At 52.1% G+C, this 23,280-nt stretch carries 47 protein-coding genes and 1 pseudogene; 22 read left to right on the top strand and 26 right to left on the bottom strand.

Annotation, left to right across the window (positions count from 1 at the left end):
- Positions 1–45: 45 nt before the first annotated feature.
- The 25 genes from ACG0Z5_RS10785 to ACG0Z5_RS10905 form a co-directional block, all read right to left on the bottom strand.
- Positions 46–573, bottom strand: coding sequence for a Rha family transcriptional regulator (locus tag ACG0Z5_RS10785; protein ID WP_394447215.1), 528 nt, complete (start codon positions 571–573; stop codon positions 46–48).
- Between the two features lie 198 nt (positions 574–771).
- Positions 772–1,251 (bottom strand): lysis protein, encoded by a 480-nt coding sequence (locus ACG0Z5_RS10790; RefSeq protein WP_394447217.1) that lies wholly within the window; start codon positions 1,249–1,251, stop codon positions 772–774.
- Entirely contained in the window at positions 1,248–1,724 is a 477-nt protein-coding gene (locus ACG0Z5_RS10795; protein WP_394447219.1) for a glycoside hydrolase family 104 protein, read from the bottom strand. Before ACG0Z5_RS10795 ends, ACG0Z5_RS10790 begins: the two co-directional genes overlap by 4 nt.
- 3 nt (positions 1,725–1,727) lie before the next feature.
- A complete protein-coding gene (locus tag ACG0Z5_RS10800; RefSeq protein WP_133459881.1) occupies positions 1,728–2,003 on the bottom strand; it encodes a phage holin family protein in 276 nt (91 codons plus the stop codon).
- On the bottom strand, positions 2,000–2,398 hold the full coding sequence (locus tag ACG0Z5_RS10805) for a putative holin (RefSeq protein ID WP_133459882.1): 399 nt from the start codon (positions 2,396–2,398) through the stop codon (positions 2,000–2,002). The genes ACG0Z5_RS10800 and ACG0Z5_RS10805 overlap by 4 nt, the downstream gene beginning before the upstream one ends.
- A gap of 234 nt (positions 2,399–2,632) precedes the next feature.
- Positions 2,633–2,824, bottom strand: coding sequence for a hypothetical protein (locus ACG0Z5_RS10810; RefSeq protein WP_394447222.1), 192 nt, complete (start codon positions 2,822–2,824; stop codon positions 2,633–2,635).
- Between the two features lie 201 nt (positions 2,825–3,025).
- Positions 3,026–3,715, bottom strand: coding sequence for a bacteriophage antitermination protein Q (locus tag ACG0Z5_RS10815; RefSeq protein WP_394447223.1), 690 nt, complete (start codon positions 3,713–3,715; stop codon positions 3,026–3,028).
- Complete coding sequence (locus ACG0Z5_RS10820; protein ID WP_125353954.1) at positions 3,712–3,852, bottom strand: YlcG family protein; 141 nt, start codon at positions 3,850–3,852, stop codon at positions 3,712–3,714. The genes ACG0Z5_RS10815 and ACG0Z5_RS10820 overlap by 4 nt, the downstream gene beginning before the upstream one ends.
- Entirely contained in the window at positions 3,849–4,655 is an 807-nt protein-coding gene (locus tag ACG0Z5_RS10825) for an HNH endonuclease signature motif containing protein (protein WP_394447225.1), read from the bottom strand. The genes ACG0Z5_RS10820 and ACG0Z5_RS10825 overlap by 4 nt, the downstream gene beginning before the upstream one ends.
- The gene (rusA, locus tag ACG0Z5_RS10830; protein WP_394447226.1) at positions 4,652–5,014 is read right to left on the bottom strand and encodes a crossover junction endodeoxyribonuclease RusA; all 363 of its coding nucleotides are present in this window, start codon (positions 5,012–5,014) and stop codon (positions 4,652–4,654) included. Before rusA ends, ACG0Z5_RS10825 begins: the two co-directional genes overlap by 4 nt.
- On the bottom strand, positions 5,011–5,301 hold the full coding sequence (locus tag ACG0Z5_RS10835) for a DUF1364 domain-containing protein (protein ID WP_394447228.1): 291 nt from the start codon (positions 5,299–5,301) through the stop codon (positions 5,011–5,013). Before ACG0Z5_RS10835 ends, rusA begins: the two co-directional genes overlap by 4 nt.
- Positions 5,294–5,464 carry a NinE family protein gene (locus tag ACG0Z5_RS10840; RefSeq protein WP_394447230.1) on the bottom strand — a complete coding sequence of 57 codons (171 nt, stop codon included), beginning with the start codon at positions 5,462–5,464 and terminating at the stop codon, positions 5,294–5,296. Before ACG0Z5_RS10840 ends, ACG0Z5_RS10835 begins: the two co-directional genes overlap by 8 nt.
- Complete coding sequence (locus ACG0Z5_RS10845) at positions 5,457–5,894, bottom strand: recombination protein NinB (RefSeq protein ID WP_394447231.1); 438 nt, start codon at positions 5,892–5,894, stop codon at positions 5,457–5,459. The genes ACG0Z5_RS10840 and ACG0Z5_RS10845 overlap by 8 nt, the downstream gene beginning before the upstream one ends.
- Before the next feature lie 188 nt (positions 5,895–6,082).
- Positions 6,083–6,835, bottom strand: coding sequence for a DUF551 domain-containing protein (locus ACG0Z5_RS10850; RefSeq protein ID WP_394447233.1), 753 nt, complete (start codon positions 6,833–6,835; stop codon positions 6,083–6,085).
- Entirely contained in the window at positions 6,825–7,253 is a 429-nt protein-coding gene (locus ACG0Z5_RS10855; protein ID WP_394447234.1) for a hypothetical protein, read from the bottom strand. The genes ACG0Z5_RS10850 and ACG0Z5_RS10855 overlap by 11 nt, the downstream gene beginning before the upstream one ends.
- Positions 7,254–7,263: 10 nt before the next feature.
- A complete protein-coding gene (locus ACG0Z5_RS10860) occupies positions 7,264–8,016 on the bottom strand; it encodes a hypothetical protein (RefSeq protein ID WP_394447235.1) in 753 nt (250 codons plus the stop codon).
- Positions 8,016–8,456: a hypothetical protein gene (locus ACG0Z5_RS10865; protein ID WP_394447237.1), complete on the bottom strand. Its 441-nt coding sequence runs from the start codon at positions 8,454–8,456 to the stop codon at positions 8,016–8,018. Before ACG0Z5_RS10865 ends, ACG0Z5_RS10860 begins: the two co-directional genes overlap by 1 nt.
- Entirely contained in the window at positions 8,453–9,076 is a 624-nt protein-coding gene (locus ACG0Z5_RS10870; RefSeq protein ID WP_394447238.1) for a hypothetical protein, read from the bottom strand. Before ACG0Z5_RS10870 ends, ACG0Z5_RS10865 begins: the two co-directional genes overlap by 4 nt.
- Positions 9,073–9,909 (bottom strand): DNA adenine methylase, encoded by an 837-nt coding sequence (locus ACG0Z5_RS10875; protein WP_394447239.1) that lies wholly within the window; start codon positions 9,907–9,909, stop codon positions 9,073–9,075. Before ACG0Z5_RS10875 ends, ACG0Z5_RS10870 begins: the two co-directional genes overlap by 4 nt.
- On the bottom strand, positions 9,906–10,229 hold the full coding sequence (locus ACG0Z5_RS10880; RefSeq protein WP_394447240.1) for a hypothetical protein: 324 nt from the start codon (positions 10,227–10,229) through the stop codon (positions 9,906–9,908). Before ACG0Z5_RS10880 ends, ACG0Z5_RS10875 begins: the two co-directional genes overlap by 4 nt.
- On the bottom strand, positions 10,226–10,675 hold the full coding sequence (locus ACG0Z5_RS10885) for a hypothetical protein (protein ID WP_394447241.1): 450 nt from the start codon (positions 10,673–10,675) through the stop codon (positions 10,226–10,228). Before ACG0Z5_RS10885 ends, ACG0Z5_RS10880 begins: the two co-directional genes overlap by 4 nt.
- Complete coding sequence (locus tag ACG0Z5_RS10890) at positions 10,672–11,520, bottom strand: ATP-binding protein (RefSeq protein WP_394447242.1); 849 nt, start codon at positions 11,518–11,520, stop codon at positions 10,672–10,674. Before ACG0Z5_RS10890 ends, ACG0Z5_RS10885 begins: the two co-directional genes overlap by 4 nt.
- A gap of 2 nt (positions 11,521–11,522) precedes the next feature.
- Complete coding sequence (locus tag ACG0Z5_RS10895) at positions 11,523–12,377, bottom strand: replication protein (protein WP_394447244.1); 855 nt, start codon at positions 12,375–12,377, stop codon at positions 11,523–11,525.
- A 32-nt stretch (positions 12,378–12,409) separates the two neighbouring features.
- Complete coding sequence (locus ACG0Z5_RS10900; protein ID WP_394447245.1) at positions 12,410–12,709, bottom strand: CII family transcriptional regulator; 300 nt, start codon at positions 12,707–12,709, stop codon at positions 12,410–12,412.
- An 86-nt stretch (positions 12,710–12,795) separates the two neighbouring features.
- Positions 12,796–13,014: a helix-turn-helix domain-containing protein gene (locus tag ACG0Z5_RS10905; RefSeq protein ID WP_394447246.1), complete on the bottom strand. Its 219-nt coding sequence runs from the start codon at positions 13,012–13,014 to the stop codon at positions 12,796–12,798.
- 118 nt (positions 13,015–13,132) lie between these two features.
- Between ACG0Z5_RS10905 and ACG0Z5_RS10910 the strand changes: the two genes are divergently transcribed.
- Positions 13,133–13,843, top strand: a complete 711-nt coding sequence (locus ACG0Z5_RS10910; protein ID WP_394447247.1) for a S24 family peptidase — start codon at positions 13,133–13,135, stop codon at positions 13,841–13,843.
- Between the two features lie 168 nt (positions 13,844–14,011).
- The gene (locus ACG0Z5_RS10915) at positions 14,012–14,983 is read left to right on the top strand and encodes a P63C domain-containing protein (RefSeq protein ID WP_394447249.1); all 972 of its coding nucleotides are present in this window, start codon (positions 14,012–14,014) and stop codon (positions 14,981–14,983) included.
- 42 nt (positions 14,984–15,025) lie between these two features.
- On the opposite strand, the gene ACG0Z5_RS10920 is transcribed toward ACG0Z5_RS10915, so the two are convergent.
- A complete protein-coding gene (locus ACG0Z5_RS10920; RefSeq protein WP_394447250.1) occupies positions 15,026–15,229 on the bottom strand; it encodes a hypothetical protein in 204 nt (67 codons plus the stop codon).
- Positions 15,230–16,034: 805 nt separating this feature from the next.
- On the opposite strand from ACG0Z5_RS10920, the gene ACG0Z5_RS10925 reads away from it, so the two are divergent.
- The 20 genes and pseudogenes from ACG0Z5_RS10925 to ACG0Z5_RS11020 all read left to right on the top strand — a co-directional run bounded on the left by ACG0Z5_RS10925 (position 16,035) and on the right by ACG0Z5_RS11020 (position 23,280).
- Positions 16,035–16,316 (top strand): hypothetical protein, encoded by a 282-nt coding sequence (locus tag ACG0Z5_RS10925; protein WP_394447252.1) that lies wholly within the window; start codon positions 16,035–16,037, stop codon positions 16,314–16,316.
- Positions 16,317–16,452: 136 nt separating this feature from the next.
- Complete coding sequence (locus ACG0Z5_RS10930; protein ID WP_394447253.1) at positions 16,453–16,704, top strand: hypothetical protein; 252 nt, start codon at positions 16,453–16,455, stop codon at positions 16,702–16,704.
- Positions 16,701–16,853, top strand: coding sequence for a host cell division inhibitory peptide Kil (locus ACG0Z5_RS10935; RefSeq protein ID WP_394447254.1), 153 nt, complete (start codon positions 16,701–16,703; stop codon positions 16,851–16,853). The genes ACG0Z5_RS10930 and ACG0Z5_RS10935 overlap by 4 nt, the downstream gene beginning before the upstream one ends.
- A 72-nt stretch (positions 16,854–16,925) precedes the next feature.
- Positions 16,926–17,210 (top strand): host nuclease inhibitor GamL, encoded by a 285-nt coding sequence (gene gamL / locus ACG0Z5_RS10940; protein ID WP_394447255.1) that lies wholly within the window; start codon positions 16,926–16,928, stop codon positions 17,208–17,210.
- A gap of 11 nt (positions 17,211–17,221) precedes the next feature.
- Entirely contained in the window at positions 17,222–17,455 is a 234-nt protein-coding gene (locus tag ACG0Z5_RS10945) for a hypothetical protein (protein WP_023328770.1), read from the top strand.
- Positions 17,452–17,650, top strand: a pseudogene (locus tag ACG0Z5_RS10950) (hypothetical protein). Before ACG0Z5_RS10945 ends, ACG0Z5_RS10950 begins: the two are co-directional and overlap by 4 nt.
- A gap of 23 nt (positions 17,651–17,673) precedes the next feature.
- Complete coding sequence (locus tag ACG0Z5_RS10955) at positions 17,674–17,955, top strand: hypothetical protein (RefSeq protein WP_162268729.1); 282 nt, start codon at positions 17,674–17,676, stop codon at positions 17,953–17,955.
- Positions 17,952–18,575, top strand: a complete 624-nt coding sequence (locus ACG0Z5_RS10960; protein WP_049126172.1) for a lambda exonuclease family protein — start codon at positions 17,952–17,954, stop codon at positions 18,573–18,575. Before ACG0Z5_RS10955 ends, ACG0Z5_RS10960 begins: the two co-directional genes overlap by 4 nt.
- The gene (locus ACG0Z5_RS10965; RefSeq protein WP_394447258.1) at positions 18,572–19,000 is read left to right on the top strand and encodes a regulator; all 429 of its coding nucleotides are present in this window, start codon (positions 18,572–18,574) and stop codon (positions 18,998–19,000) included. Before ACG0Z5_RS10960 ends, ACG0Z5_RS10965 begins: the two co-directional genes overlap by 4 nt.
- Entirely contained in the window at positions 18,997–19,161 is a 165-nt protein-coding gene (locus tag ACG0Z5_RS10970) for a hypothetical protein (protein WP_394447260.1), read from the top strand. Before ACG0Z5_RS10965 ends, ACG0Z5_RS10970 begins: the two co-directional genes overlap by 4 nt.
- Entirely contained in the window at positions 19,158–19,709 is a 552-nt protein-coding gene (locus ACG0Z5_RS10975; RefSeq protein WP_394447262.1) for a phage N-6-adenine-methyltransferase, read from the top strand. Before ACG0Z5_RS10970 ends, ACG0Z5_RS10975 begins: the two co-directional genes overlap by 4 nt.
- On the top strand, positions 19,706–19,924 hold the full coding sequence (locus ACG0Z5_RS10980) for a hypothetical protein (RefSeq protein ID WP_394447263.1): 219 nt from the start codon (positions 19,706–19,708) through the stop codon (positions 19,922–19,924). Before ACG0Z5_RS10975 ends, ACG0Z5_RS10980 begins: the two co-directional genes overlap by 4 nt.
- Positions 19,921–20,238 carry a hypothetical protein gene (locus tag ACG0Z5_RS10985; RefSeq protein ID WP_394447265.1) on the top strand — a complete coding sequence of 106 codons (318 nt, stop codon included), beginning with the start codon at positions 19,921–19,923 and terminating at the stop codon, positions 20,236–20,238. The genes ACG0Z5_RS10980 and ACG0Z5_RS10985 overlap by 4 nt, the downstream gene beginning before the upstream one ends.
- The gene (locus tag ACG0Z5_RS10990; protein ID WP_394447267.1) at positions 20,235–20,426 is read left to right on the top strand and encodes a DUF1382 family protein; all 192 of its coding nucleotides are present in this window, start codon (positions 20,235–20,237) and stop codon (positions 20,424–20,426) included. The genes ACG0Z5_RS10985 and ACG0Z5_RS10990 overlap by 4 nt, the downstream gene beginning before the upstream one ends.
- A gap of 353 nt (positions 20,427–20,779) precedes the next feature.
- Complete coding sequence (locus ACG0Z5_RS10995; protein ID WP_394447268.1) at positions 20,780–20,998, top strand: TraR/DksA family transcriptional regulator; 219 nt, start codon at positions 20,780–20,782, stop codon at positions 20,996–20,998.
- Positions 20,998–21,390: a phage protein NinX family protein gene (locus ACG0Z5_RS11000; RefSeq protein WP_394447269.1), complete on the top strand. Its 393-nt coding sequence runs from the start codon at positions 20,998–21,000 to the stop codon at positions 21,388–21,390. Before ACG0Z5_RS10995 ends, ACG0Z5_RS11000 begins: the two co-directional genes overlap by 1 nt.
- Positions 21,353–21,592, top strand: a complete 240-nt coding sequence (locus ACG0Z5_RS11005) for a DUF4222 domain-containing protein (RefSeq protein ID WP_394447270.1) — start codon at positions 21,353–21,355, stop codon at positions 21,590–21,592. Before ACG0Z5_RS11000 ends, ACG0Z5_RS11005 begins: the two co-directional genes overlap by 38 nt.
- Before the next feature lie 8 nt (positions 21,593–21,600).
- Complete coding sequence (locus ACG0Z5_RS11010; protein ID WP_394447272.1) at positions 21,601–21,831, top strand: hypothetical protein; 231 nt, start codon at positions 21,601–21,603, stop codon at positions 21,829–21,831.
- 73 nt (positions 21,832–21,904) lie between these two features.
- A complete protein-coding gene (locus ACG0Z5_RS11015) occupies positions 21,905–22,240 on the top strand; it encodes a helix-turn-helix domain-containing protein (RefSeq protein WP_072059588.1) in 336 nt (111 codons plus the stop codon).
- Positions 22,123–23,280: a tyrosine-type recombinase/integrase gene (locus ACG0Z5_RS11020; RefSeq protein WP_394447345.1), complete on the top strand. Its 1,158-nt coding sequence runs from the start codon at positions 22,123–22,125 to the stop codon at positions 23,278–23,280. The genes ACG0Z5_RS11015 and ACG0Z5_RS11020 overlap by 118 nt, the downstream gene beginning before the upstream one ends.

The raw sequence follows: 23,280 nt of genomic DNA on the forward strand, positions 1-23,280 counted from the left end.
GTCATTATCGAAGCCCCCCCTCAGTGAAGAGCCTCTGCAATGGGTTCAGGATGGGTTACTGATTAAGCCGGGGATCGTGATTTGTGACTGCTGCTCTAAGCGCTCAATTCTGGCAACCAGTTGCGGTTTCTTCACTCTTCCCCATCGGCTCAATAATCGGCCCGAAATACTCGCCACATCCTTCTCCTTCATAAACTCAAGCATCAACTCGTTATGCTCACGCTGATATGACTGAGCAAGGTTCATTAGCTGGTCGCGCATCCAATTAAACGCTTTGATAAACGCCTCTTTGATTGCCGCCGCTTTCTTTCCGGTAAAGGACATGATGATGTACATCGCGCCGTCTTTGGATATTTCATACTCAACGTACTGATTACCCTTGTGCTCGTAAGTAACCCGCGAAAAGTTGCTGGTTAGAAATTCATCTGAGCAATCGAGTTTTTCAATTTTCTGGATAATGTGGTGGTGCTGCTTGTCGAAATAAGCTGCGACCTTTCGTGAGGTGGTGATAATGCGATCGCCAGATACGGCAACCATGTCGCGAAAGTCGATAGTGGCTAATTGATATTGCATAGCGATTACCTTTTAGAAAGATGAGCCTGCTCGCACAGAAAAGCCGCCCCGAGATGGTCGCCACCATATACGGCAATTCTCAGGCTCAGCTTTCTGAAAGACTCGGGATGATTTGCGCTGCGAGGCGCGATGTTTACTGCGGGTATAAAAAAGCCCGACCGAAGTCAGGCTCTATTATTTGCTATTGTGGGTGACGAATTACTTAAGGCATTGCTCTTTGATGTATTCCTGCAGATAGCCAACCTGCTTCGTCACTGTGACGATTCGCTCTCTGAGGGTGAAATAATCCCGTTCAGCGGAGTCAGTAAGTCGGGGGCTGGTAGCATCGACCACGCCGCTGGTGCCGGTCGCTCCGCTCGCGGGACAGTTTGCGTTGAGCTGCAGCCGCTTACGGCCAGCAATGACATCGCTATGTAGACGCTCAATGGTTTCTTTCGCATCGGCCAGTTCTCCGGTGTATTTGGCATCGAGCGCAGCAACGTCACGCTGACGGGTCTGCATGTCGGTGATGGTGGCGTTCGCCAGGCTAAGCTTCTCAGTTGCCTTATCGCGCTGGTCTTTGTAGGTGATGGCGTTGTCGCGGTAGTGGTTTGCAGACCACGCTAGTCCGCTAATGACAGCGATAAGTGCAATTGGCAGCCAGAGCTTTTTCAGTAGCGCAACGATGGCTTCCGTCATGATTTCGGCTCATTCACTTTCCCGCCCGCCTCTTTGAACTTAGCGATCAGGCTTTCGGCCTTATGCTCGAACTGGCCATAACCAGCCCCTGGAAGCGATGCCCAAATATTGCTGCAACGGTCGATAGCCTGGCGGATGTCGCCTTTATCGATAAGAGGCAGCGCGCCACGCTCTTTAATCTGCTGCAATGCGACGGCATCCTGGCTGGCAGGAGAGAAATCTTTCAGGCCGAGTTGCTTGCGGTATGCGTCCCACCATTTCGACAGGACTTGATAGCGACCAGCCGCCGTGGATTTTAATTTTTGATTGAGCGTTACCAGCTTGCGAGGGTGATCGGAGTAATCAGTGAATATCGATCCACCGACGATAACGTCGTAACCGTGGTTTTTCGTTGGTTGCCCAGGTTTCTCTGTGCCCTCTGACCAGGCGAGCATATCGAGGAACGCTTTACGCTGTGGGTTCATTGCCTGCATCACCTACTCCGTTATGACGACACGCGCCAGATTTCCGCGCGCCATCCAGATTGCAGCGCACATTACTGAATTCAGCACCAGTTCCGCCGGATCAACCTGGACGTACTGTCCCATGATGATTCGAAACGCAGTGCCGCCCGCAGCCAGAATCAGCAGATAAGCAATGAACGCCACGCCGAAGCGGCTCCGCTTGCCAGCCTTGCTGAAGAACATCAGCCGCATGACAATCAGGAGGCAAACAATAGCGTTTGCGTCCATCATGAAAACTTGCCATGTCATTTGTCTTCCTCCCCCAGCCCCGGCATCTTCCCGTCTTTCGACCGACGAAGAATACGCAGCAGGACTGCCACGGAAATGGAAGCAGAGACTATCGCCCCGACAGTTGGGGACACTTCAATGCTGGTCGGCGGCTTCATCATGCTCAGTGGGGTATTGATAATACCGGCCATGATTTTCGCCATCGGCACCGAGAACGTCACACCGCCAATAAACGAGATGACAGCAAAGATGGTCTGCTTCCAGAGTTGATGGGGATCTGAGGTCAACACATAAAGCGCCGTACCGGCCAACGACCCGAGCATTACTGCAGGAGTTGCCTCCGGGAACAGCGCGGCGAAGGTTACGCCGACCGCAGCCGATGTAACCCCGCCAGCAATAGTGATTGGCTCAGACATAAGCATTCCGTGTATAGAGAGAAAGTGCCGCCGGGTGATTTAACGACAAAGCACAGAGGGATGGTCCCGACGGCACAAATAAAAAAGCTCACCATGTGGCGAGCAATATGAGGGTATGGCATTGAGCCGAATGGCTCTTGTAATCGGCTCGTATATTGAGCCGAATAATTTCAGAAAAATAAAAAGCCCTGCTTTCGCAAGGCTCTAAGGTCATTTCATTCAATCGGGCAGAAGCTAAAGCTTGGGCTCTTCAATGGGCCCACTGAGAACTTCAACTTCGCCGTTATTGCACAGGTCATGGCCTCTGGTGACATACCACACACCAATAACTTCATCTCCTGAAATGAAATCGTAGCCCTCTTCAGGGGAGTAGTAGGCAATTTGTCTGCCGCCATTGTATTGAATCCAGTAGTAACCTTCTTTCATAGCCATCTCCCATAATAGTATGAGAAGTATAAGCCTGATAAAGAACGATGTCCGCCATAAATAGCACAGGCGAACTAAAGAACAAATGTATAGAAGAAGGCAAATAAAAAGCCACCGACGTTAACCAGTGGCTTGAATTCTTTTTCTGTCGACAACCAAAGCTATGGCGACGATATCAGATTTACACGAAATATAGCCTTTTCAGTTCGGTTTTGCAATAACTTGCTCGCAATTAGCTGCCTTTTGTTGTGAACGTGATCGCGTCACTGCAATCAATGCTCCGGTATCAAGCCGGGTAAAAGCGTCACGCATAACCAGCCAGTGAGGAAGATATGTTTCAGTCCAGGTGGATTTAGCCACGCCAGCCAACTCTGCCAGTTTCTGGTATTCGTAAGTAACCTTCCCCGCCAACTCCGCTTTCACATCCTGCGCCGCCAGCCAAATTAGCTGCCGTAGTCGCTCCATCGTTTTGGCGGCCACCTTTCGAGCCCCCAATTTCGACCTGAACTCTACCCATGCCCATTGTGTTATCGCGACCTGGTATTCAAAGCGAATATTCTCGCTGTAGCTCCAGAGCAACCAGGCCTTTTGATGTTCATCGAGAGACAGTACCGCCCGCCGCCATGAGGCACTGCCAAACTCTACCGGCTGAACCAGCGCGATGGATGAACCCTTGGCGCGTGACTGCCGCCCGGGAATGGCAGGGGTGCTCGGATTGACCATGCGGCCGGTTGCCGGGTCGACAATCTTCTTGCGGCCCCGGCTGCGTGCCGTCGCAGTGAATTGCGCGTTCTCAGCGAAAGCGACCAGTTGCCCTTTCGTCGCCCCGCTCAAATCGGCAGTCGCAATAATCAGCTGCTGGCGTATAAATTCCAGGTGTTGAGTGTTCATGCTGATGCTCCTGCTCTCTGGTAAATACGAATGAGGTTCTTTAGGATCCGGTAGTCAATGAGCACCGAGCCCGGGCGGCGATAAATGCGGAGGCTTTGCCAGCGACGGCGGAGTGATTCGATTAGTTCTGGCTTCACGCGGCCTCCTGTTGCTTTAGTGCTTTATTTCCTTTCAAGCCGCTCCTAGATGCCGGCTTGAATAAGCAGTCAAAAGCAGACATTCCAGCCTTCGCTCTACTTCTGATCGTCCCATCACTTAGCGCGATTCTTGGATCGCAGGCCCATTCGGAAGGTGTCTTCTTTTCGCCCTCCCATTCGATAGCGATGCTATTTTTCCGTGTATATTTAGGAGGGGTTGGTGGCTTAATGGGAAGATTGCCGTTATGGGTGACCTTGGGCGCGAATAAGCAATCAAAGTCTGCCATGCCTAGCTTCTTCCTGCGCGCAATCGTAGCGTTGCTAACTTTTATCCTTGGATCTCGAGCCCATTCATTCGCCGTTTTAGTCTCACCAAGAAACGTGATAGCAACAGCATCCTTTCTGTTGTGAGCAGGCTTTTTACTTCTGTTCGTATTGCACGCGCCGCAAAGCGGCCTCAAATTTGACTCGCTATTGTTTGTTACGACCTCATCAATGTGGTCAATGTGAGCTATGCGCCAATTAAGATTTTTCCCGCACAACTCACAATCAGGTAGGCTGTCGCCATATTTTGCATAAATAACCGCGCGATGCTCATAAACGGAACCATTTGCCATTGCCAAGGGATGATCAGGCCGGTGCAGCATTTGATAGCCCCTGTCGTTTTGCGAGCGCTCTTTCCTTTTCCCTGACTTTGTTAGCTCGTATGTCCCGTATCGCATCATTCTGAAGTAGTGTTTTTGACATACGCACTGCTGCACGTATGTTGCCTCTCTATCACACCCCTGCACTTTGCATTTCATAGGACCTCCAGCTCGGTAATTGTCAGCTCTAACCGCCCGCCTTTTACGATCGGCATCTTCACAACCCGGTAATCAATCACCTGGCAGTCATCCATCCAGAACCCGGCTTTAGTCAACGCATCGAACGCGGCCTTTTGCAGGTTGTCTAGGTCACGGCGACGGCGATCTGGCATATGGCATTCAATGCGGATCTTTAGTAGTGACTCGGTGCGGATATCGAGCGCTCCGTCCGCAATAATTTTCTCCACTGCTAACCGGTACGCGGACCCCTCTGAACTGATATGAGTGCGCCCCCGATTGTGTCGGTAATACCGGTTGTTGCTCGGAGGCCATGGAAGCGTGATGCTGTACGTATTCATGCCTTCACCTTCCCTTCTTTCAGCCAGATAACCTGTGTACGTGCCATTCCTTCCAGAGCGCACTCCTTTGCATACTCCGCATTAACAAAGTGTGTGCGGCGGTCCATTTCGTCGTGACAGCTTGAGCACGCGATGGTGGCGATCAGGTCAGGTGGCTTGATGCCGGTGCCGCATAGGCCAGCAAGGCGGATGTGTGCCAAAACTGATGTTTCTGGGTTGCCGTTGCACACTCCGGGGATCCGCACCTGACACTCACGGCCGCGCGCAGCTTTGCGTAAATCAGGCATGCTTCCTCCTTGCCGCCAGGCGCAGCCATTTCTGATCGACCAACCGCGCGGTGTAGTCCTTGAATGTCGGGATTTCGGATGGCTTCAGTTCCGGCTTACGCTGTCGGCGTGCCGGTACTTTGAATATGTGGTTGGTGATGACGCGGTTAAGCGGATTAGCCACGGGCACCTCCAAAGCGAGAAGCCCATTCCATAGCCAGGCGCGATTCATCGCCCCAGCGGACATTGCGCTCTGCGCCAAATGCGTGGATCAGCTCGATGAGGTCACGCATCTGGCCAACGGTCATTTTGCTGGTCGATTGCCCGAGCACAACAAAGCCATCCCCGGCAAGGTTAGGAACGACATCCTGCTTGACCAGCGCGGCGGTGAAGATGTGCTTCCAGGATTCAGAGGAAAGTTTCCGACCATGCCATTCAACCTGACGACTGACGTCGCTCAGAATGGCCCAAAGTTTGGCGTTCTGGTCGATTGAGCGGGTCATCTCTTTTATCTCGATGACGACCGGGCGCTTCTCGTCGAGCTGTAACTGGTTAATCGCGTTGATGGCATTGGCGCGAATGTTGGGATTGCGAAGAAGGTATTGCTGTTTCATACGGCCTCCTTAACGGAAACCGCAGAATGCAGAAAATCGCAGGTGCATTTCTGCATCTGTGACTTGTGGAAATGTGTTCTGATTGTCGTTTGCACTTTGAGTCCCCTCAAAGCGCAGAAGTCACCGGAGTTGTTCAGGCTCCGATGACTTAATTATGGCTCAGTGATTACTGATAATCAACGCTGTCTTTACTGCTGCGGTGCTGCCGGTAGTAGCATCCAATGGGTAACCCCCCCAGGAACTGCATCGTGATTACTCCACCCCTGCCAGGTATCGCCATCCCACCATCCTTGACCGATGTCGAGGCCGTTAGAGGTTATTACTGTCTGCATCCCTTCAGGCATCCGCTCGCTGCACTTAATCCAACCAGGCAACTCATCAGCTACAGGCTCAAAAGACTTGATGACTCCAGACCGTTTAAGCCAGGCCAGCCATGCGGCTTGTTTGACGGTAAGCCCAGCAAGAGGGCAATCTGCATCGTTGTTCCATGCATTGAATTCCACACGCTCATCAGGCACCGCCTCTACGGCTGCCAGAATTGCCGGTTCGGATGGTGCGTTGTTTAACTCCCGAATAGCTGCTGCCAGCTTCTCTGCGTCATCTGGTGAAATATCACCGTCAAAGAACGCTATTGGCCTAACCTCTACTGTTGGGGCTGGCTGCGGGGTGGTGTAGAGTGGCATTGCAGCGCCTTCAATATTTGACCTGTCTGTGCTGATAAACTTCTCGCCACTATCGGAATCTATCACCATCCAGGCCACCGGCTCGCCTGCTGCTTTCCGGTATTCCTGAACCTCCGTCACCAGAGCAAGGATGGCTTGATGATGTGAATACTCCGGGATGTCTTCTGGCGTCTCGCCCAGCGAAATTACCGCTTCAGACTTCCATGCGCTCAGGGTTTCGTCGTTAATGCGCGCACCTGTTAGTTTGTTATTGGTCATTGTCGGCTTTCTCCCGGCGATCCAAACGCTCAATTTCAGCCAGCAGTAATGCGGCGGCCTTTACAAGATTTCGACGCTTTCCTTGCGGCTTCCACCACTCATCACCCCACGGCCATTTAACAGGCGAATCCCCCACCCCCCTGACTCCCGAATATTCCGCATAACAGCAGGCGGCTAACACTAACTCCCCGCTCCGGTATGAGTCGTCGCGCTCTGGCGTCCAGCCCTCCGCACCTATCTGCCGCTGGCGTTCCGCAATAACGTCGCGCTGCGCTGGCGATGATTTACGGTATTCTTGAATCTCACGCATTGCTGCGGCAATATCTGCGTAATCTGTCAGAACTGAATCGTCACAAATCTCAGCACGCGCAAGTATTTCTGCAACGCGTCTGTCTGTTAGTCTGTATTTATTGGTCATGGTTTAGTCCTTAAATCTCAAATGCCAACTGCGGCATGAAAAGGCCACTATCGGCGTCATAGTCCAAAGAACTGGCGCTGTTGTATGATTCAATGCGCTCCGCAAGAACATAAGCACGCGTCTCTTTACTGGCTGGAGCGTAGGCTGATTTATCCCACGCCTTGTTTATGCCGATGTTGCGCGCGACATTTGTGCTATCAGCCGATGACAATGGAACCTGGCTGAATAACCGTTTATCCAACATCCGCAGGCCGTGTAACTTAGTTATTGGATAGCCGTTGGAGTCAACAACATGGCGAATCAGATCCTTAAGTTTTGCAGCACAGTCGTTAGGCCGTTTAGCGTCGTACTCCCCCATACTGCCGATGCAGACCCGTGGAAACTCATGACACAGACGTATAAAGCGTTCGTCAGGTTCGTTAAAGTGATATACCGGTGCACCAATGACCTTCCCAAGAGGCCATTCAGCTATCAGCGCGTCGTTTTCTTCACTGGTACCGCCTATTACGCCTGGAATAACCGCAAAGGCAAAGCGAGGATGATTGGCCCAGCGAGCAACAAAATCGTAATACTCACCCCAGTTAACCACGCGCTGTTTCGTCCAGAAGCTAAACGCCCCGTTATCCAGCGCGAATGATTGAGTCACCTCGCTGGCCAGCGCAATTTGCCCTGGGTTTGCAAACGAGATAAATGCGTGCCGACCTTTCCACGCCTTCAGCGCGCAGGTGTCGGGAGTGATAGGGCCGCCATGAAAATGGATCATCACTCCCCCGTATCCAGTGCTATGCCAGCATCACGCAGCGTATTTATTACCAATCTTCGGGAGAGAACTGGTATTTCTCTCGGTAATTCATCATGCTCGTACCAGAGAGTTGGCGGCAACCTCACCTCCCGCGCCTCCAGCTCAGCGATTCGCGACATAACGCGGCGTGATTTTTCACGCTCAAGTTCTAAATACTTGTCTTTGGCTTCCAGCTCATCCAGCAGCGCCAGCACATTACCGCCATCATCAAGTGGCCAGGCCTTCAGAACCTCATCACCCTCATACTCGATAAGTGCCCTGCCATTTTCGTAGTGGTACCAAACCAAGTCATCGCTCAGCATCGCCAGCGTTTCATAAACGTCCCCCTCACCATCCCAATTATCACGAAAGAGGATGGCGTATGTTCCTGCCGTCAATGCGCGTTTGTCGATGTTGCTCATACTGCACCTTCCTCTACACGTTTGAATTCAATAACCCACACCCACGGGTTAGCGTTCCAATTTTCTTCTCCGTAGATGTCCGACCACAGCCAGGAAAAAACTTCGCGTGCATCATGACTGGCGCCACCGAAATATTGATCCCCTTGGTTCAGGCAATAACGACCAGTGGCGGGCAGTCTTATCAAACCCTCACGGGCGGCGTCGTTCTGGCTAATTGACTGAATGCGCTGAACGCCAACATTGGAAATCTCCAGCAGGATGCGGGAATACTCTCGAGGCATGTGAATCGATGGCCGCCATTTTCCGTACGGGCCAGTGCCGTCGGCGGCATACAAAACTGCTGCACTGCCGGCTGGTTCATCGTGGTCAGGAACAATGCTGAATGTCTCACGCACCCAAATGCGGTCGCCGGGCTTGCCGTGCGGGCAGGCAATGTGTGCAAAATTACGATTTGTTTCGCGGTCGGTGCTGCCTGACCCGTACACACGATTCTTCCATGAAAAACCTGATCGCTCAGTCAGTTCCGGTTGCGGCTTAATCGGCCGCCGCGTCTGCATCTTCCGGCCATCGAGCAGCGCACGAACCATCTCGCCATTGAAAATCATGCCGCGCTCTTTCATGCTGCACGCTCCTGTTTCTGCTGCGCCGCCTGATTAATCCAGAGGCATTCCGTGCGCTGGACTGAACCGGAACAACCATTTGCCGCAGTGGTTCGGGTGACCCTTTTCCAGCCGCGCAGGGTGTCGTTGTAGAGCTCACTGTCATAACCGCTCACGATTACCATGCCCTGCAAAGAATTCATCGCCGCGAGAAGTTCAGCATGCTCCGCGTTCGTCATTTCGAACCGGTATGCGCTGTTTTTAGCTACCTCAACTCGGGTGTCGTGAATGTATGGCGGGTCCACAAAGTGCAGCGTAGAAATGGTGTCGTGGTCGCGCATGCATTGAATAGCGCCACGGTTCTCAACAAGCACCCCGGCGAACCGGCTGGCCACGGCGGCCAGATTGTCAGGCTGGCGTGCCCAGATGCGCTGCGCGGTGGCGCTGTTGCGTTTCGTGTCCAGGCGAAAACCAGTCTTCCCTTTCGTGGCACCGGCGCTACCAAATCCCATCGTCGCCCTGACAATCATGCGACGGGCCAGTTCTACCGGGTTATCCGTTGGTTCGTATGCGCAGCGGAATTCCTCGCGGGAATACGGCGTCAGTGCGCAGGCCTCAATCAGTGCCTGACTGGTTTCTGGATTACGCATAACCCGGAACAGGTTAACGACATCCCCATCGATGTCGTTATAGACCTCGGCTGCGCTGGGCTCTTTTTTCAAAAGCACTGAAGCGGCGCCGCCGAATGACTCGACGTAACAGCGGTGATCTGGGAAGTGACTGATGATCCAGGATGCCAGCCGGAATTTGCCGCCGTGATAGCGGATAGCAGGATGTTTGATAGCGGTGCTCATAGTGCTGCTCCCTGGCGAAGCCACACGCAAATTGGGCCATAGTCGGTGTCGTGAATCGAACCAACAAACCAGCCGTCGCCCTCCGGCATTTCTGGTTCCCACAGGCCAATTGACCCTAGAGTTTTATATTCGTGAGCAGCAATTGATTCGTCGTCAATATCCAGCCGCACCGATTGTGACTGCAGGCCGTGCGTTTTCAGCCAGTCGTTGAACTCGACTTCGGGAACGGATTCACGGCCATCGCAAAACGCCTCATACGCTGGGTGTGTCCAGCCGTAATCCGGGCAGATGTATACTGGCAATGCTGTAATTTTGCTCATTTCGATTCTCCCTGGCGAAGCTGTGCTGCGAACTCCTGCACTTTTTCTGATTCAGAACGCAGAAATTTAGCCGCATCTTCCCAACCAGTTTCTTCTGCGCGGTCCGCTTCTGATTTCAGTTGCTCTGCGTAACTCTCCACTCCCTGCGCTCGCACTTCAGCCTGGAAGGCGTCGGTGGCTGGTGTCGGAATGTCGTCAATGATGGCGCGCAGACCTGCCCGCAAAGACTCAGCGGCATCCTCCCCATTGCCTTCGGCTATTGCTTGCGCGACATAACCGATATCGTCTCGAGACATCCAGTTATCAACATTCATCAGCCCCGCATTCTCCACGGCCAGCGCGTTCATCTTCCCCACCGCTGCGGCCAGCAATTCCCGCCCGGCCTGTGATTCCAGTTTCGCTACGTTCGGATACGCAGCTGTGATTTGTTCGATTGTCATGTTCATGCCTTGCTCCTGTAGCTATCCCAGGTAAACGCCAGGGTGCAGCCACCACCGTCGTTCATGCGGTCAATTACACGCTCGCCGATAAACGCGGCCAGCTCTTCTTTGCTCTGATTGCTGATGAGGATCGTCGGCTTCATACGCTCATAGCGGGTGTTGATGATTTCGAACATGATGAGCTTCTCCGCCTCACTACCGAACTGCACACCAACCTCATCGATGATAAGCAGGTCCGCACGGGTGAAGTGTCCGATCACATCGTCTTCGCAACGAGTCGATGTTTTCGACCAGGTCGATTTGAATTCGCGCGCAATCTTCAGAGCCGTTGTGAAAATTACCGAGCTCTGGTGCTGCTCGATAACGTACCGGGCTATAGCCAATGCCAGGTGGTTCTTACCGGTCCCAGGCTTGCCACACATCACCATCCCGCCTCCCTGCCTCAGGCGTTCAGGCCATTTGTCGGCGTAGGCGCGGCAGACGCGCAGTGCACGCTCAGAATCCGTGCCGACTGGCTGGTAGTTATCCAGAGTGCAGGACATGAAGCGATCCGGGATTTCCAACTGGCGCAGCAGACGCTCGACGTTCTGCTGGCGGCTGCGGTTTTCCCATCGGACCTTCTCGGTCTTCAGGAAATCCAGCTCTTCACGTAGGCAGCCTGGGCAGCGTGTTGGCGGCGCCGGCAGCTTGATAGGGCTGTCTATCAGGACGCGCTTGCGCTGCTCGTATTCGCCGTGCTTCTCGCAGCAAACCGTTTCGCAGATTACGTCGCAGTTTTGGATTTGCTCTGGCGGCCTGGCCAGGATATCCAGCATCTTTTCGATGGTTGAGATTTTTTCTTCCAGTTCCATGCTCAGTCCCTCGCCCATGATGGAATTTCTGTCTGACCATAGTCTTTTGATGCAAAGTTTTCAGTAATGCGAGACTGTGCACGGGCAGGCTGTTTGTCGCCCTTAGGTTCGAACAGTCCTTGCCAGCCATTTGCGATGCTCTGGTTAATAATTTCTTCAGGCGGGTGTCCGTTGCATCGGCAGCGGTCGAGCAGGTTTATGGCCTGGGTAACCGTCTGTTGTGATTTGATCGGTTTTTTCAGGTCACGACGGTATGCAACCCACGAAGACCAGACCGAAGCCGATAGCCATTCAGGCAGGTCAACAACAGTTGGATCGAACACAGCCGCTTTGGGGGATTTAGGGGGTTTATTAATATTGTCTTTATTGTCTTTTGTATGTTTGTCTTTTGTGTTTACCTGATTCGGGTAAGTGCCATTACCTGATTCGGGTAAACTTTTCTTACCTGATTCGGGTAAATTTACCTCTTTCAGGTAAACTTTATTTTCCTTACCTGATTCAGGTAATTTAGCCCATTCACTGACCGTTTTATTGATGCCAACTAAACGACCTGTTTGAGTGAATATTCCGCGCTTCACCAGCGTGCTTTTTGCCGCCGAACATTTGTGCGGAAGTATCCCAGTCATTGATGAGATCTGCTCGTTGCTAACCCAGTCAGACTTTTTGTTAAAGCCATATGTTTTTCGCATGACAGCAATGAAGACCAGCAGCTGATGCTGAGACAATCCAGCCAGCATGACAGCCTCCAGCAATTCATTGGCGATGCGCGTATAGCCATCTTCGAGATCTGCCACGCGCGGCTCCTTAGGTGCCACGTCAGGCACAGGGAAATTGATTACTTCGGCAGTGTTTGCCATAATTGCTCCTGTGAATTGATCCAGTTATTCGGCTAGAATTTCATGGTGATTTGATCTGAATCCTCGGTTGCAGCCGGGGATTTTTTCTTTGTGAGCAGACCGGCGACTTCCCGCGCCAGTCTAGCCATGTCATCGTCAACCACTCCCCACTCCAGCTCTGCCAGCAGCATCGCTATCTTCGGGAGCATCTTTTCTTTCCAGTGCGTGATCGTCGATTTGTGGACGCCAATAGCGTTCGCTATCTTTGTGGAGCCGCGCATTGCGATCTGATTGTGAAGCCACGACTCAATGTGGCGAGCCTGCACTTTGTTGCGTGTTGTTGAATTGTCCATACGTTAAATTCCCATGTAATTAGTTGATTCGGCTGACTTCTCAGCCGTTTTAAATTTGGGTACAGATTGTTAAAGAGCGATGTTTCTTAGGCAGTAAAAATGCCTGGGTACAGCACTTCTTTTGACAGACCGGTTGCTTCTTCATACTTCAGCATTTTGGTAACCGGGAGGCTTCCGCCTCGCTTTTTAAGCATGTTGATGGCTTGAGGTGTAACGCCGACCTTCTCGGCGAGAATCTTCTGAGAGCCACCAACAGCATTGATAGCCATGTCAAGAGGAGTAGCTGCCTTCGGTTTGTTGATCATGTCTTACTCCAGCTAACGTTAATCAACACCATGTTAATTCATGATGTGGATTAAATCAACATCATGATGATGGAAAAAATACACATCATGTTTACCATGGGGGATAAGCGGAGGATTTATGAGTGGAATTGCGGAAAGAATCAGGCTGTTACTTGCCAGAGAAAGAATGAAACAGAAGGATTTAGCTGAACAACTTTCTACGAGTGCGCAGACCGTCAATAACTGGATTAAACGCGACTCAATAAGCCGCGAGGCTGCTCAGCAAATATCAGAAAAGTACGGGTATTCTCTTGATTGGCTTTTAAATGGAAAGGGAGACCCTAAACCGGGTTTCGATAGTAGCATTCCTCCAGAATCAGAATGGGGGACTGTTGACGCATGGGATAAGAACACGCCCCTACCAGATGATGAGGTCGAAGTGCCATTCCTTAAGGATATCGAGTTTGCGTGCGGGGATGGCCGTGTCCATAGCGAAGATCACAACGGATTTAAATTGAGGTTCTCAAAGGCTACCCTGCGACGCGTCGGTGCAAATAGTGATGGTTCTGGAGTCCTCTGTTTCCCCGCTACCGGTGATAGCATGGAGCCGGTGATACCTGACGGAACCACCGTTGCGGTAGACACGAATAACAAACGAATAGTTGATGGGAAGCTTTATGCGATCGCCCAACCGGGCGGCGGTGACGATAAGCTTAAGCGCATAAAGCAGCTATATCGTAATCCCGGAGGAATGCTGACTATACGCAGCTTTAACCGAGAAGATGAGACAGCCAACGAGGCGGATGTCGAGGTTATTGGCCGCGTTTTTTGGTACTCGGTCCTGCTGTAGTGGCCTGACGAGACGTTTGGGTGATGGTTTCGGATAAGAGAGGTCGCAGAGAGGCGGCCTTTTTTTGCACCTACGACAATGCAAGCATAAACAATGAACATTGTGCTTGCTTGTTTATTTATACAGTATCTATAATGCAAGCACATTTCACAGCAATGGTGCTTACATATGTCTCAAGATAAAAAAGAACCAACTGGTAAAGCCAAGGGCGGCATGGCTAGAGCAAAATCGCTAACCAAGACACAACGTTCAGATATTGCCAAAAAAGCTGCCGCTGCCAGATGGAAGGGAAAGCCATATAAAGCAACTCACAAAGGTAATTTTCTAGACGAATTTGGCATCGATGCCGAGTGCTACGTACTTAATGACGAAGTAAAAACAGTAGTCGTTACTAAGAAAGGGCTTGCTCAACTACTTGGAATCGGCGATGTTGGCAAAACCATTGATGAGCTATTGAAGACGCAGTACATGAGCGAATTCAGTGATCGTGAATTGCGTGCAAAAATAGATAATCCCCTTGTATTTCAATACAGTGGTCAGTCGAAAAACATCAATAACGCCCACGGTTATGATATCACGGTAATAGTAGATATCGGCAAAGCTCTAATAGACGCAAAAAATGCCGGAGCCCTGCCAGCATCAAGAGTGCATTCAGCTGAAGCTGCTCAGAAGCTGATTAATGCATCAGCGAAATCTGGGATAAAAGGTGTAGGTTATGCACTGGCTGGCTACCGACCAGAAGTGCAAGAAGTAATTGATGCATTCAAAGCCTTCGTTCGTGAAGAAGCCCGCCAATATGAAAAAGAGTTCCCTGATGAGCTTTATGAAGAATGGTACCGATTGTACGGCCTGAATCGGCCTGAGAAAGGAAGGCCAATCCGATTTGGTCAGCTGACAAATATGCAGATTTATGTTCCGCTCGCTAAGAGTAAGGGTAAAATACTTGATCAGATACGAGCTAGTCGCGATGAAAATGGCAAGCAATCAGATAAGTTGCACCTTTTTCTTTCAGAAATTGGGGTTAAAGCGTTACGTCAGCACATCGGTAAGCTTCTTGGTGTTGCTGCAATGAGTGAAAGTAAGGAAGAATATGAGGCTGGAATTCAAAAGGTCTTTGGCAGAATGAAGCCAGATCTTTAAGTTCAATCCCCTACCCGGCCACCGCGCCGGGTTTTTCATGCCCTACTCTTTCGATAACGACAGCACATCAAGCGCCAGCTCAACTGCCAAATCCACATCATCCTCCTGCCACAACACCTGAATCATTTCTATCAGCGCCTCTCGGCTCGGCTCACGTTGCTCAACCAGCACCTGCATAACAGCTATGCCAAGAATCTCTACTATTTGCGGATGAAGCTCCGCGAAAAATTCCTCTTCGCTACTCATAACCATGCCCTCGGTAATGTTTTTTTGAGCATAGCACTAACAGGACACAAAAATAAATCAACACACAAATCAACGCAAAAGGATGAAATCAACATAAATAATCCACACCGTGTTGACTATCAAATCCACATGATGTTTAATCAATCCATCGAAACGAAACATCGACAGCTGAGCGAAGTTAGCCAGCGGCGGACAGCAAGTCGCCTGCTCATTAACAACATGCAGATTTACAGCGTCAACAACCTGTTAAGACCCCTACACGTAAACGTGCTGTATCACCGGGTGCGATCCGGTCGGTGAGAGAGTATCCCCGCGCGAAAGCGATAACGGCGTGAGAACGGGCAACACTGGCAGGGAGTTGGCGCTGATTCAACTTAGAGGAGTGATTCCAATGAAGCACTAAAGCGGACAGGCCGCACTTTGATGCCTGTTCAGGCAGCGTGACGACGGCGTTAATACGGTCGGGTTCCCACGGCGGCGTAGTGAGGGAAAGGTGGCGTAAAGCATCACTGAGTTACCGGTTAGCGCCCGGTTAACGCGTAAGCAGCTTAAAAGGTGACCGGGCAACCGGCGCTGGCCACTGCGAGAGTGTGGCGAAGTGCTTTGGGGTGTGGTGACGGTGTCCTCAAGCGAGGTGCAACGCTAGCAGTGTGATAAGACCTGAAAACCGGCTGGGCAGATTGTTGTTTGCCAATACAGAAACAGGGCGCTCAGGAAGTAAGTGAGAGTGGCGGCTCAGTGCCAGTCCACCACACCGACCAAAGCATTTCTCCCGCATCAGCGGGTAACTACAGAGGGTAAGACGATGGCATGTAAATGCTTTTCAGAAGTTAAAGAACGCATGGAAGCGCGTGTGAAAGAAGCGCTGGGCGACTCAGTTCATTCAATGGAAGAGTGTGATTTTGGAAATCGAGTTTGGGTACTCGAAAAAGGCGATTACTGCGAGGTAATGCTGCCCTTTAACGTGCGGTATCGCAGGCGTAAGAAGAATGGTGAGCCTGAGCAACGTACCACAAATGCTGACACGAAAATCGCAATCAATTACTGCCCTCTCTGCGGGGCTAAATTTGAAGGTAAGGCCGCCTAACCAGCGGCTTTTTTCATACCTCAGTCGCTTCACCGAGGCGGCTTAGTTATGACAACCGGCGGCTATCCACCGCCAGAGATTAAGCGCAGAAGTCTTGTTTAACGTTTCGTTCGCCGCGATAAGGCCAAGAGGATTTATGAGCAACGCAATTACCGTCGGTCTTTCTGGCCTGACGAATCGCATCTATGCTGGGCGATCTAAGCCGCTTTCGGTAAGTAAGGGCAACATCCGCATGTTCACCGGTGAAAAATTCGATGTCACCGATGAAGCCTTACACGCGGTAGCGCACCACCTGACCCTCACAGATGACATCAAGGTGTTTCCACTCCCTGACGGACGTGAAATTCACCTCCGCGCTGACATCAAAGAAAAGCGAGAGGCCTCATGACAATCAATCACCCACTCCTTCGCAAAGCTCAAGAGAAAGCCCGTACAGCCCGTCAGAATCGCGACGGTGCCAAGTGGATGGAAGCCAACGAAGAAATGAAGAAAGCCGCTGGCATGCCGTGGTATCGCGGTCGCACCACCACTCACTAACCCCCCCCCCATTTTACGATCAGGCAGCCTTAACGGTGCCGGGATTCGCACAGCCAAAATTCAGGAGTCGCTATGAACGCATTTCGAGCTTACGACCGAATCGAAGAACGGCGCTGGGTTGAGCAGCAGCTCAGCGAAGAGAAAGATAAGTGGATCGACGACCGGGCTCGGGAAATCATCGACATGATGCCAAAAGAGCCGTCCGGCCTCTTTCACTTCTCCGTACCGATTGACTCCAGCCCATACGAAGGACTTCGCAGCGATAAAGCTGGCGAGGCCTACAACGATTTCATTTCGGCAGCTGCTTACGCCCAGGCGGAATACGACTGGGAACACCGTACCGGATGCCCGTTTTAAGGAGAGAGCTAATGGCCCGCAGAAATTTACTCCACAAATCGAAATTAGCCGACTTTAAGGAGTGGCTCTCGATGAACGGAATTCAGTGGAGAGATGGGAAAGGTAGTTACCAGGTGATCCAAGTGAATACGGGATGCGGCTGGACACCGATTTATGACAGCAGCAAAGAGCGACGCGAGCATTTCACCATTCAGGATGCTCTCAGGCCTTTGGTAAACAGATTCATCAGAGAGGCTGCAAAATGACAGATTCAAAAACACATTACCGCAAGGCATTTGACTCCCCTTACCTGAGCAGCGCCGACATCGTTGAGCCAACGGTGCTGACGATCGCCCGCGCAACGTTAGAAAACGACAGAACAAAAAAATCAAAAGACGTTTTTAACACTGCTTATTTTGAAGAGCGCGAGCTGCGCCCTGGCGAAAAGCTTAAGCCGATGATTCTGAATGCCACGAACAGCAAGATGCTGAAAAGCATTACCGGATCCCCCTTCCTTGAGGATTGGGTAGGCGTGAAGGTCACTGTTTACGTCGATAAAAATGTCCGGTTCGGAAAGGAATCGGTTGAAGGCCTCCGCTTAAGCCCAGCGCGCGTTACAAAGCCGGTGCTTTCGCCCGATAAAACGCAGGCATGGAATAACGCTAAAGCTGCCTTCAAGCGAGACGGTAACCTTGAAGCAGTGCTGGCGAGAATGGACATTTCTCCGGAGCATCGACGCCAGCTTGAGCAGGAGTGTTCATCATGATCTGGCACGACGTCGAGCAAAATGGTGAAGAGTGGGATGCTCTTCGCCTTGGTAAGGCCACCGCTTCAAACTTCGGCCTGATTATGGCTAACGATGGAAAGGCGTTTGGTGAACCAGCCAAGCGTTATGCCCTTCAGTTGGCTCTTGAGCAGATTAAGGGGTGCAAGTCTGAATTTGGCTTCTCAAACGACCACATGGAGCGCGGGCACGAACAGGAGCCAATTGCCCGCATGCTGTACGAAGAGATGAACTTCGTCGACGTGGATAACGGCGGTTTCTTTGATCACGACACGTACGGCGACAGCCCTGACGGCCTCGTTGGCCAGGACGGGCTCGTTGAAATTAAGTCTGTCATTGCCGCCACTCACTACTCCACCCTCACCCGCGGCTCCTTCGATCCGGCATACAGATGGCAACTGGTTGGTCACCTTGATTGCTCTGGTAGGGATTGGGTGGACTTCATCAGCTACTGCTCAGACTTCCCGGACGGTAAGCAACTCATAGTCTATCGCCTTACAGCTGCTGAATGTGAAACAGAAATAGCCCGGCTTCGCGCGCGTCGAACAGACTTCCTCGAACTTGTTGCGGACACGAAGCGCCGCATTCTGGAGCTCGAATGAGACGTACACCCTTCTACCGCAGGCCCGGGCGAACCGGGCAATTCTCCGGCCTACGTGAGCGCGTTATCTGGATGATTCAGACGCGCGGCCGCCCGGTAACCGGCAGCGAAATCGCAGAGAAGTTTGGCGTAACGCTCATCGAGTTTAACCGGGTCGCCAACGGCATCACCCGCGGCACCGGACAGATAGCGCAGATCGTTGAGTCGAAAAAATGGTTCAACGAGGACGGCATCTGCGACCGGACTTTCGACCTGTCCACGAAGCCAAAAGTTGTAACGCCGCAGGGTAAATCGCGGCTGTTCACCCGGCGCGCCATAGAGCAGTCGCAGGAAGGCAGGCGGCAGGAGTGCATAGCGCGTGCCGCACGCCGTCGCCGACTGATTGCTCAGGGCCTCTACATCGACGAAATGGAGTCAGTGCTATGAAAGCATGGTCACTCGAAGAGCTGGCGCTGCTGTGGCGACACTCAAACGCCGAAGTCGCGGAAATTACCGGCCGCAGCATTGAAGATGTCGGGGAAAAGCGGCTGCAAACCAATATTGAGCGTAATGGATGGGATCAACATGACCCGGAGCGTGCAGAATGACTGACTACACCGGAAGCAACACGCCATCCGATCAGCGCGACCTCTGGCGCACTCCGCCCGCCCTTTTCACTGCACTGGATGCTGAATTCTGCTTTCAGCTCGACGCAGCAGCGGCACCTCAAAACGCGCTTTGTCGTCACTTCATTACCGCCGAACAGAACACACTGGAAACACCCTGGATCGAATATATGACCGTTCCCGGTTATGTCTGGCTGAATCCACCCTATAGCGACATCACGCCGTTCGTGAAGAAAGCCGCGACTGAGAGCGCCAACCAGATCGGCACAGTCATGCTGGTTCCTGCGGATACTTCTGTCGGCTGGTTCCGCAAGACTATCGAGACCGCCAGCGAAGTGCGATTCATCACCGCCGGACGGCTCGCATTTATCAACCCGGTCACCGGTAAGCCGGTCAGCGGTAACAATAAAGGGTCGATGCTCATCATCTGGCGACCGTACCCGCGTACACACTGCCACTTCGCAACTGTGGACCGGGACGAGCTGATGGCTTTCGGGGCGAAACTTCTTGCCCGCCGGGAGGCCGCATGACGCCAGCAAATGAAAACGCCGTCCGCGCCGCCTGCCGCCGCTGCACCGAGGAAATACAGCAGGCCATGCGCAAGAAGCCAAAGCCTAACTGGAACGAAACGGTGCCTCCCATCATCAACAAGCATCACAAGAAAATTGAAGCTCTGGTAGTTAGTCTCCTGGAGTTCGTCGTCAAAACTGGCCGCCTTAATGGGCGGTTTGGAGCCGAACAATGACAACAGAATTTAAAGCCCAACCCGCTGAACGCGACCAATACGGCTACTGGACTCACCCGCTTTACGATGAATTTTGCGATGGGCGTGAATCTATCTCGCCTGATGAATTGAACGCCTGGCTGGATAAGAACGGCCTCGAGTGGAAAGTGGTTTACCGCGATGAGGATGGCGTCGATCCCGATGTGGACGGTTATGGCATTTCAGCGTGGCAGCCCGAAACGCCAGCCGGGGACGGTTGGTTTGTCGGTTCAATTCACGAAACAGAAGATGGCGCTGTGTGCATCTGGCTGCGAAACGTTGCCGGTGCGTCATGAACAGAGCATCGCCCGTTGATTTGAGAAACTGCCTCGAAATTGCCAATAACCTCGCGCACATCGGCATTCGCTTTGTGCCGATCCCGGTGTCGACAGAGGAAGAGTTCCAGGCTCAGGCCGCCGAGCTATCGCGACGGCTTGAGCAGATGGCGGTCGAGGCCGAGAAGAATGAAGGTGGTGCAGCATGAAGGCACTAATCACCAGGTCGTTAAAGCGGCCTTTTTTATTGCTGGCGTTCACCTTCAACCGAATTAACCGACAGTTCAGGGAGCGCTGATTATGGCTGACATTATCCAAGCTACTTGCGAGTGCGGTGAGCAGATAAGCATTGAGCTGAACTGCAAACGAGCGGCCCGCAAAGACGGCAAGCGACCTTTCTATCCAGATGAGAACGTAGAGCCATGGTCGGTCGTCAAGGATGGAGAGCGAATCCAATACAGCCAAAGCGGAGTGACAACCTTCAGGTGCCGACGCTGCAGTGGATGGCTTGGTGACACGGTGCCAGAAGCTAAATTCGAAAGAGCAGATAGGGGATTAAATCATGGCTGACATTATCGATAACGCATCAACGCTTGAAGATTTGCAGCGTGACGCAGCACTGAGCATGCACAGACTCAACCACTCAGCAGTATCAGCAACGCACGGTGAGGAATGCGGGGACAAGTTACTGGAGGCTCGCCGGAAAGCGTATCCGGGATGCACGATGTGCGTAGAGTGCCAGAGAAATATGGAGTTGCGTAAGAAGATTGGGAGGATGTGATGGATTACGGCAAGTTGAGCGACAAAGAAATTAATAAGCTTGTGGCATTCGCATTGGGCTGCAAAGAGGTCGTTCCTGATATTTTCATGAGCGATGAACGCCGGTATGAGTTCGAAAAACCAAAGAATAAACAAGGGAACAAATTTTATTTCGACCCGTGTAATTCTATAGCCGATGCATGGCCAATTATTGCCAAACACAGAATCTCCATCGAGTTTGACGGTGACCACAGCACAGAGCCACAAACTACCTGGTGCCATACGAGCAATCTGGACCGGACGTGCGGAACTGATTACCAGAAGAACCCACTGCGAGCGGCAATGATTACCTTTCTCCTTATGCAGGACCTTCCCAATGTTCAAGCTAATTCAAAGAGGTCAGATTTACGCTGACCAGAATGGGTGGCCCGTCATCATTCACAGCAGCACATCACAGATAGTCCGCTACTGGCGACAGGGCCGGATCAACACCGCTTCAATCGACCGCTTTAATAACGATTTCGAGCACCTCGACCCACAAGAGGCGGCACAGATTCGCGCCGAACTGGAGAAGAGCGAGCACATTAAATCGCTGCGTGCTCAGCGCGCGGCATGAGGAGAGCCATGAGTACCATTCAGGACATCCGCAACCAGCTATCAACCCTGGTCACCGAGGCGCATAAAGTAGCGTGCACCTTAGAGATTGGTGACGAGCGAACCGAAGCTTTCGAGCTATACGAAGCGCTTCGCCGACTTCAGCGCCAGGGTGCAGCAGGCGAAGTTCTTTCCGCTACCAACCCCCTTCTGGCCTCGCCTTATTACGACGATGACTGGGAAGAGGATGAAGACAATTGACGCAACTGATAGCCAGTTATGAGCTGGCTATTGGGTGCGAAAGCCCGTTATCCCTTTTGCCTGGAGGAAATACATGGTTGAGGCAAAAACACTGACAGCCAGGCAGGCGGCCGAACTACTGATCACCTCACCGAGAACTGTCTACCGACTTATAGACTCGGGACAGCTGGCCGGGAAGAAGATTGGCAACAAATACCGCACGACCGACGTCGCCTGTATTGCGTATTTACATGACCCGCGCGATCCTGTTTCCGCGAGCGCGGGTGAACATAAAGGAGAAATTTTATGTCAATCACCCTCAGAGGCGGCGTCTGGCACTGTCATTTCGTTACGCCGTCAGGGAAAAGAATTAGACGATCTCTTGGCACGGGGGACAAGAAACAAGCGCAGGAGCTGCACGACAAGCTGAAGGCAGAAGCGTGGCGGGTGGATAAAATTGGGGAGTTGCCTACCAGGACGTTTGAGGAATGTTGCATCAGGTGGATCCGAGAGAAGGAGCACAAACGGTCCCTCGATGACGACAAGACCAAAATCGAATATTTCCTGCGTCATTTTTCCGGGCGGGATATCTCGACCATCACAGCTGATCAGGTGAACGAGGCTGTTTCCAGGATGGTTAACCGCAAGCATATTCAGGTGTGGGAGTCGCGCAGGGACGCGGCTATGCGTCGGGGAAAGGAACCACCGCCGTATGTTGAAAAGCCAGTTAGCCAGGCCACAAAGAGCCAGCACCTGTCTTTCATGCGATCACTGTTTAAGGCAGCAGCCAATGACTGGGGCTGGATAAATACGACCCCGGTTATCAAAACGAAAAAGCCGATCAGCAAACGCATCCGCTGGCTGACCAGAGACGAAGCAGAGCGGCTTATCGCCTGCATGCCGGAATCGATAAAGCCGGTGGTGATATTTGCACTGGCTACCGGCCTGCGCCGCTCCAACATCATTGATCTGGAGTGGCAGCAGGTCGATATGCAGAGAAAGGTTGCATGGGTAAATCCGGAGAACGCGAAGGCGGGCAAGGCTATCGGCGTGGCTCTGAATGATACCGCATGCAGGGTGTTAAGGGATCAGATCGGGAAAAGCTCGAGGTGGGTATTCGTTCACACGAAGCCATCGACGCGCCCGGATAAAACACTGACTCCGGCTATCAGGAAAATGCGTGTGGACGACAATAGCGCCTGGCGTATTGGCCTGGCAAAAGCGGGCATTGAGGACTTCCGTTTTCACGATCTCCGGCATACCTGGGCGAGTTGGTTGATTCAGTCCGGAGTTCCACTGTCCGTTCTGCAGGAAATGGGAGGTTGGGAATCGATAGAAATGGTCCGTCGGTATGCTCACCTTGCACCGAACCATTTAAGCGAGCACGCACGGAAAATAGATGCCATTTTTGGCAACCATGACACAAATACGACACAAGGAGAAAATCAGGCTGGTTTGAAACTGGCTTAA

The organism is Scandinavium sp. M-37 (assembly GCF_043558715.1).
Taxonomy (GTDB): Bacteria; Pseudomonadota; Gammaproteobacteria; order Enterobacterales; family Enterobacteriaceae; genus Scandinavium; species Scandinavium vulneris_A.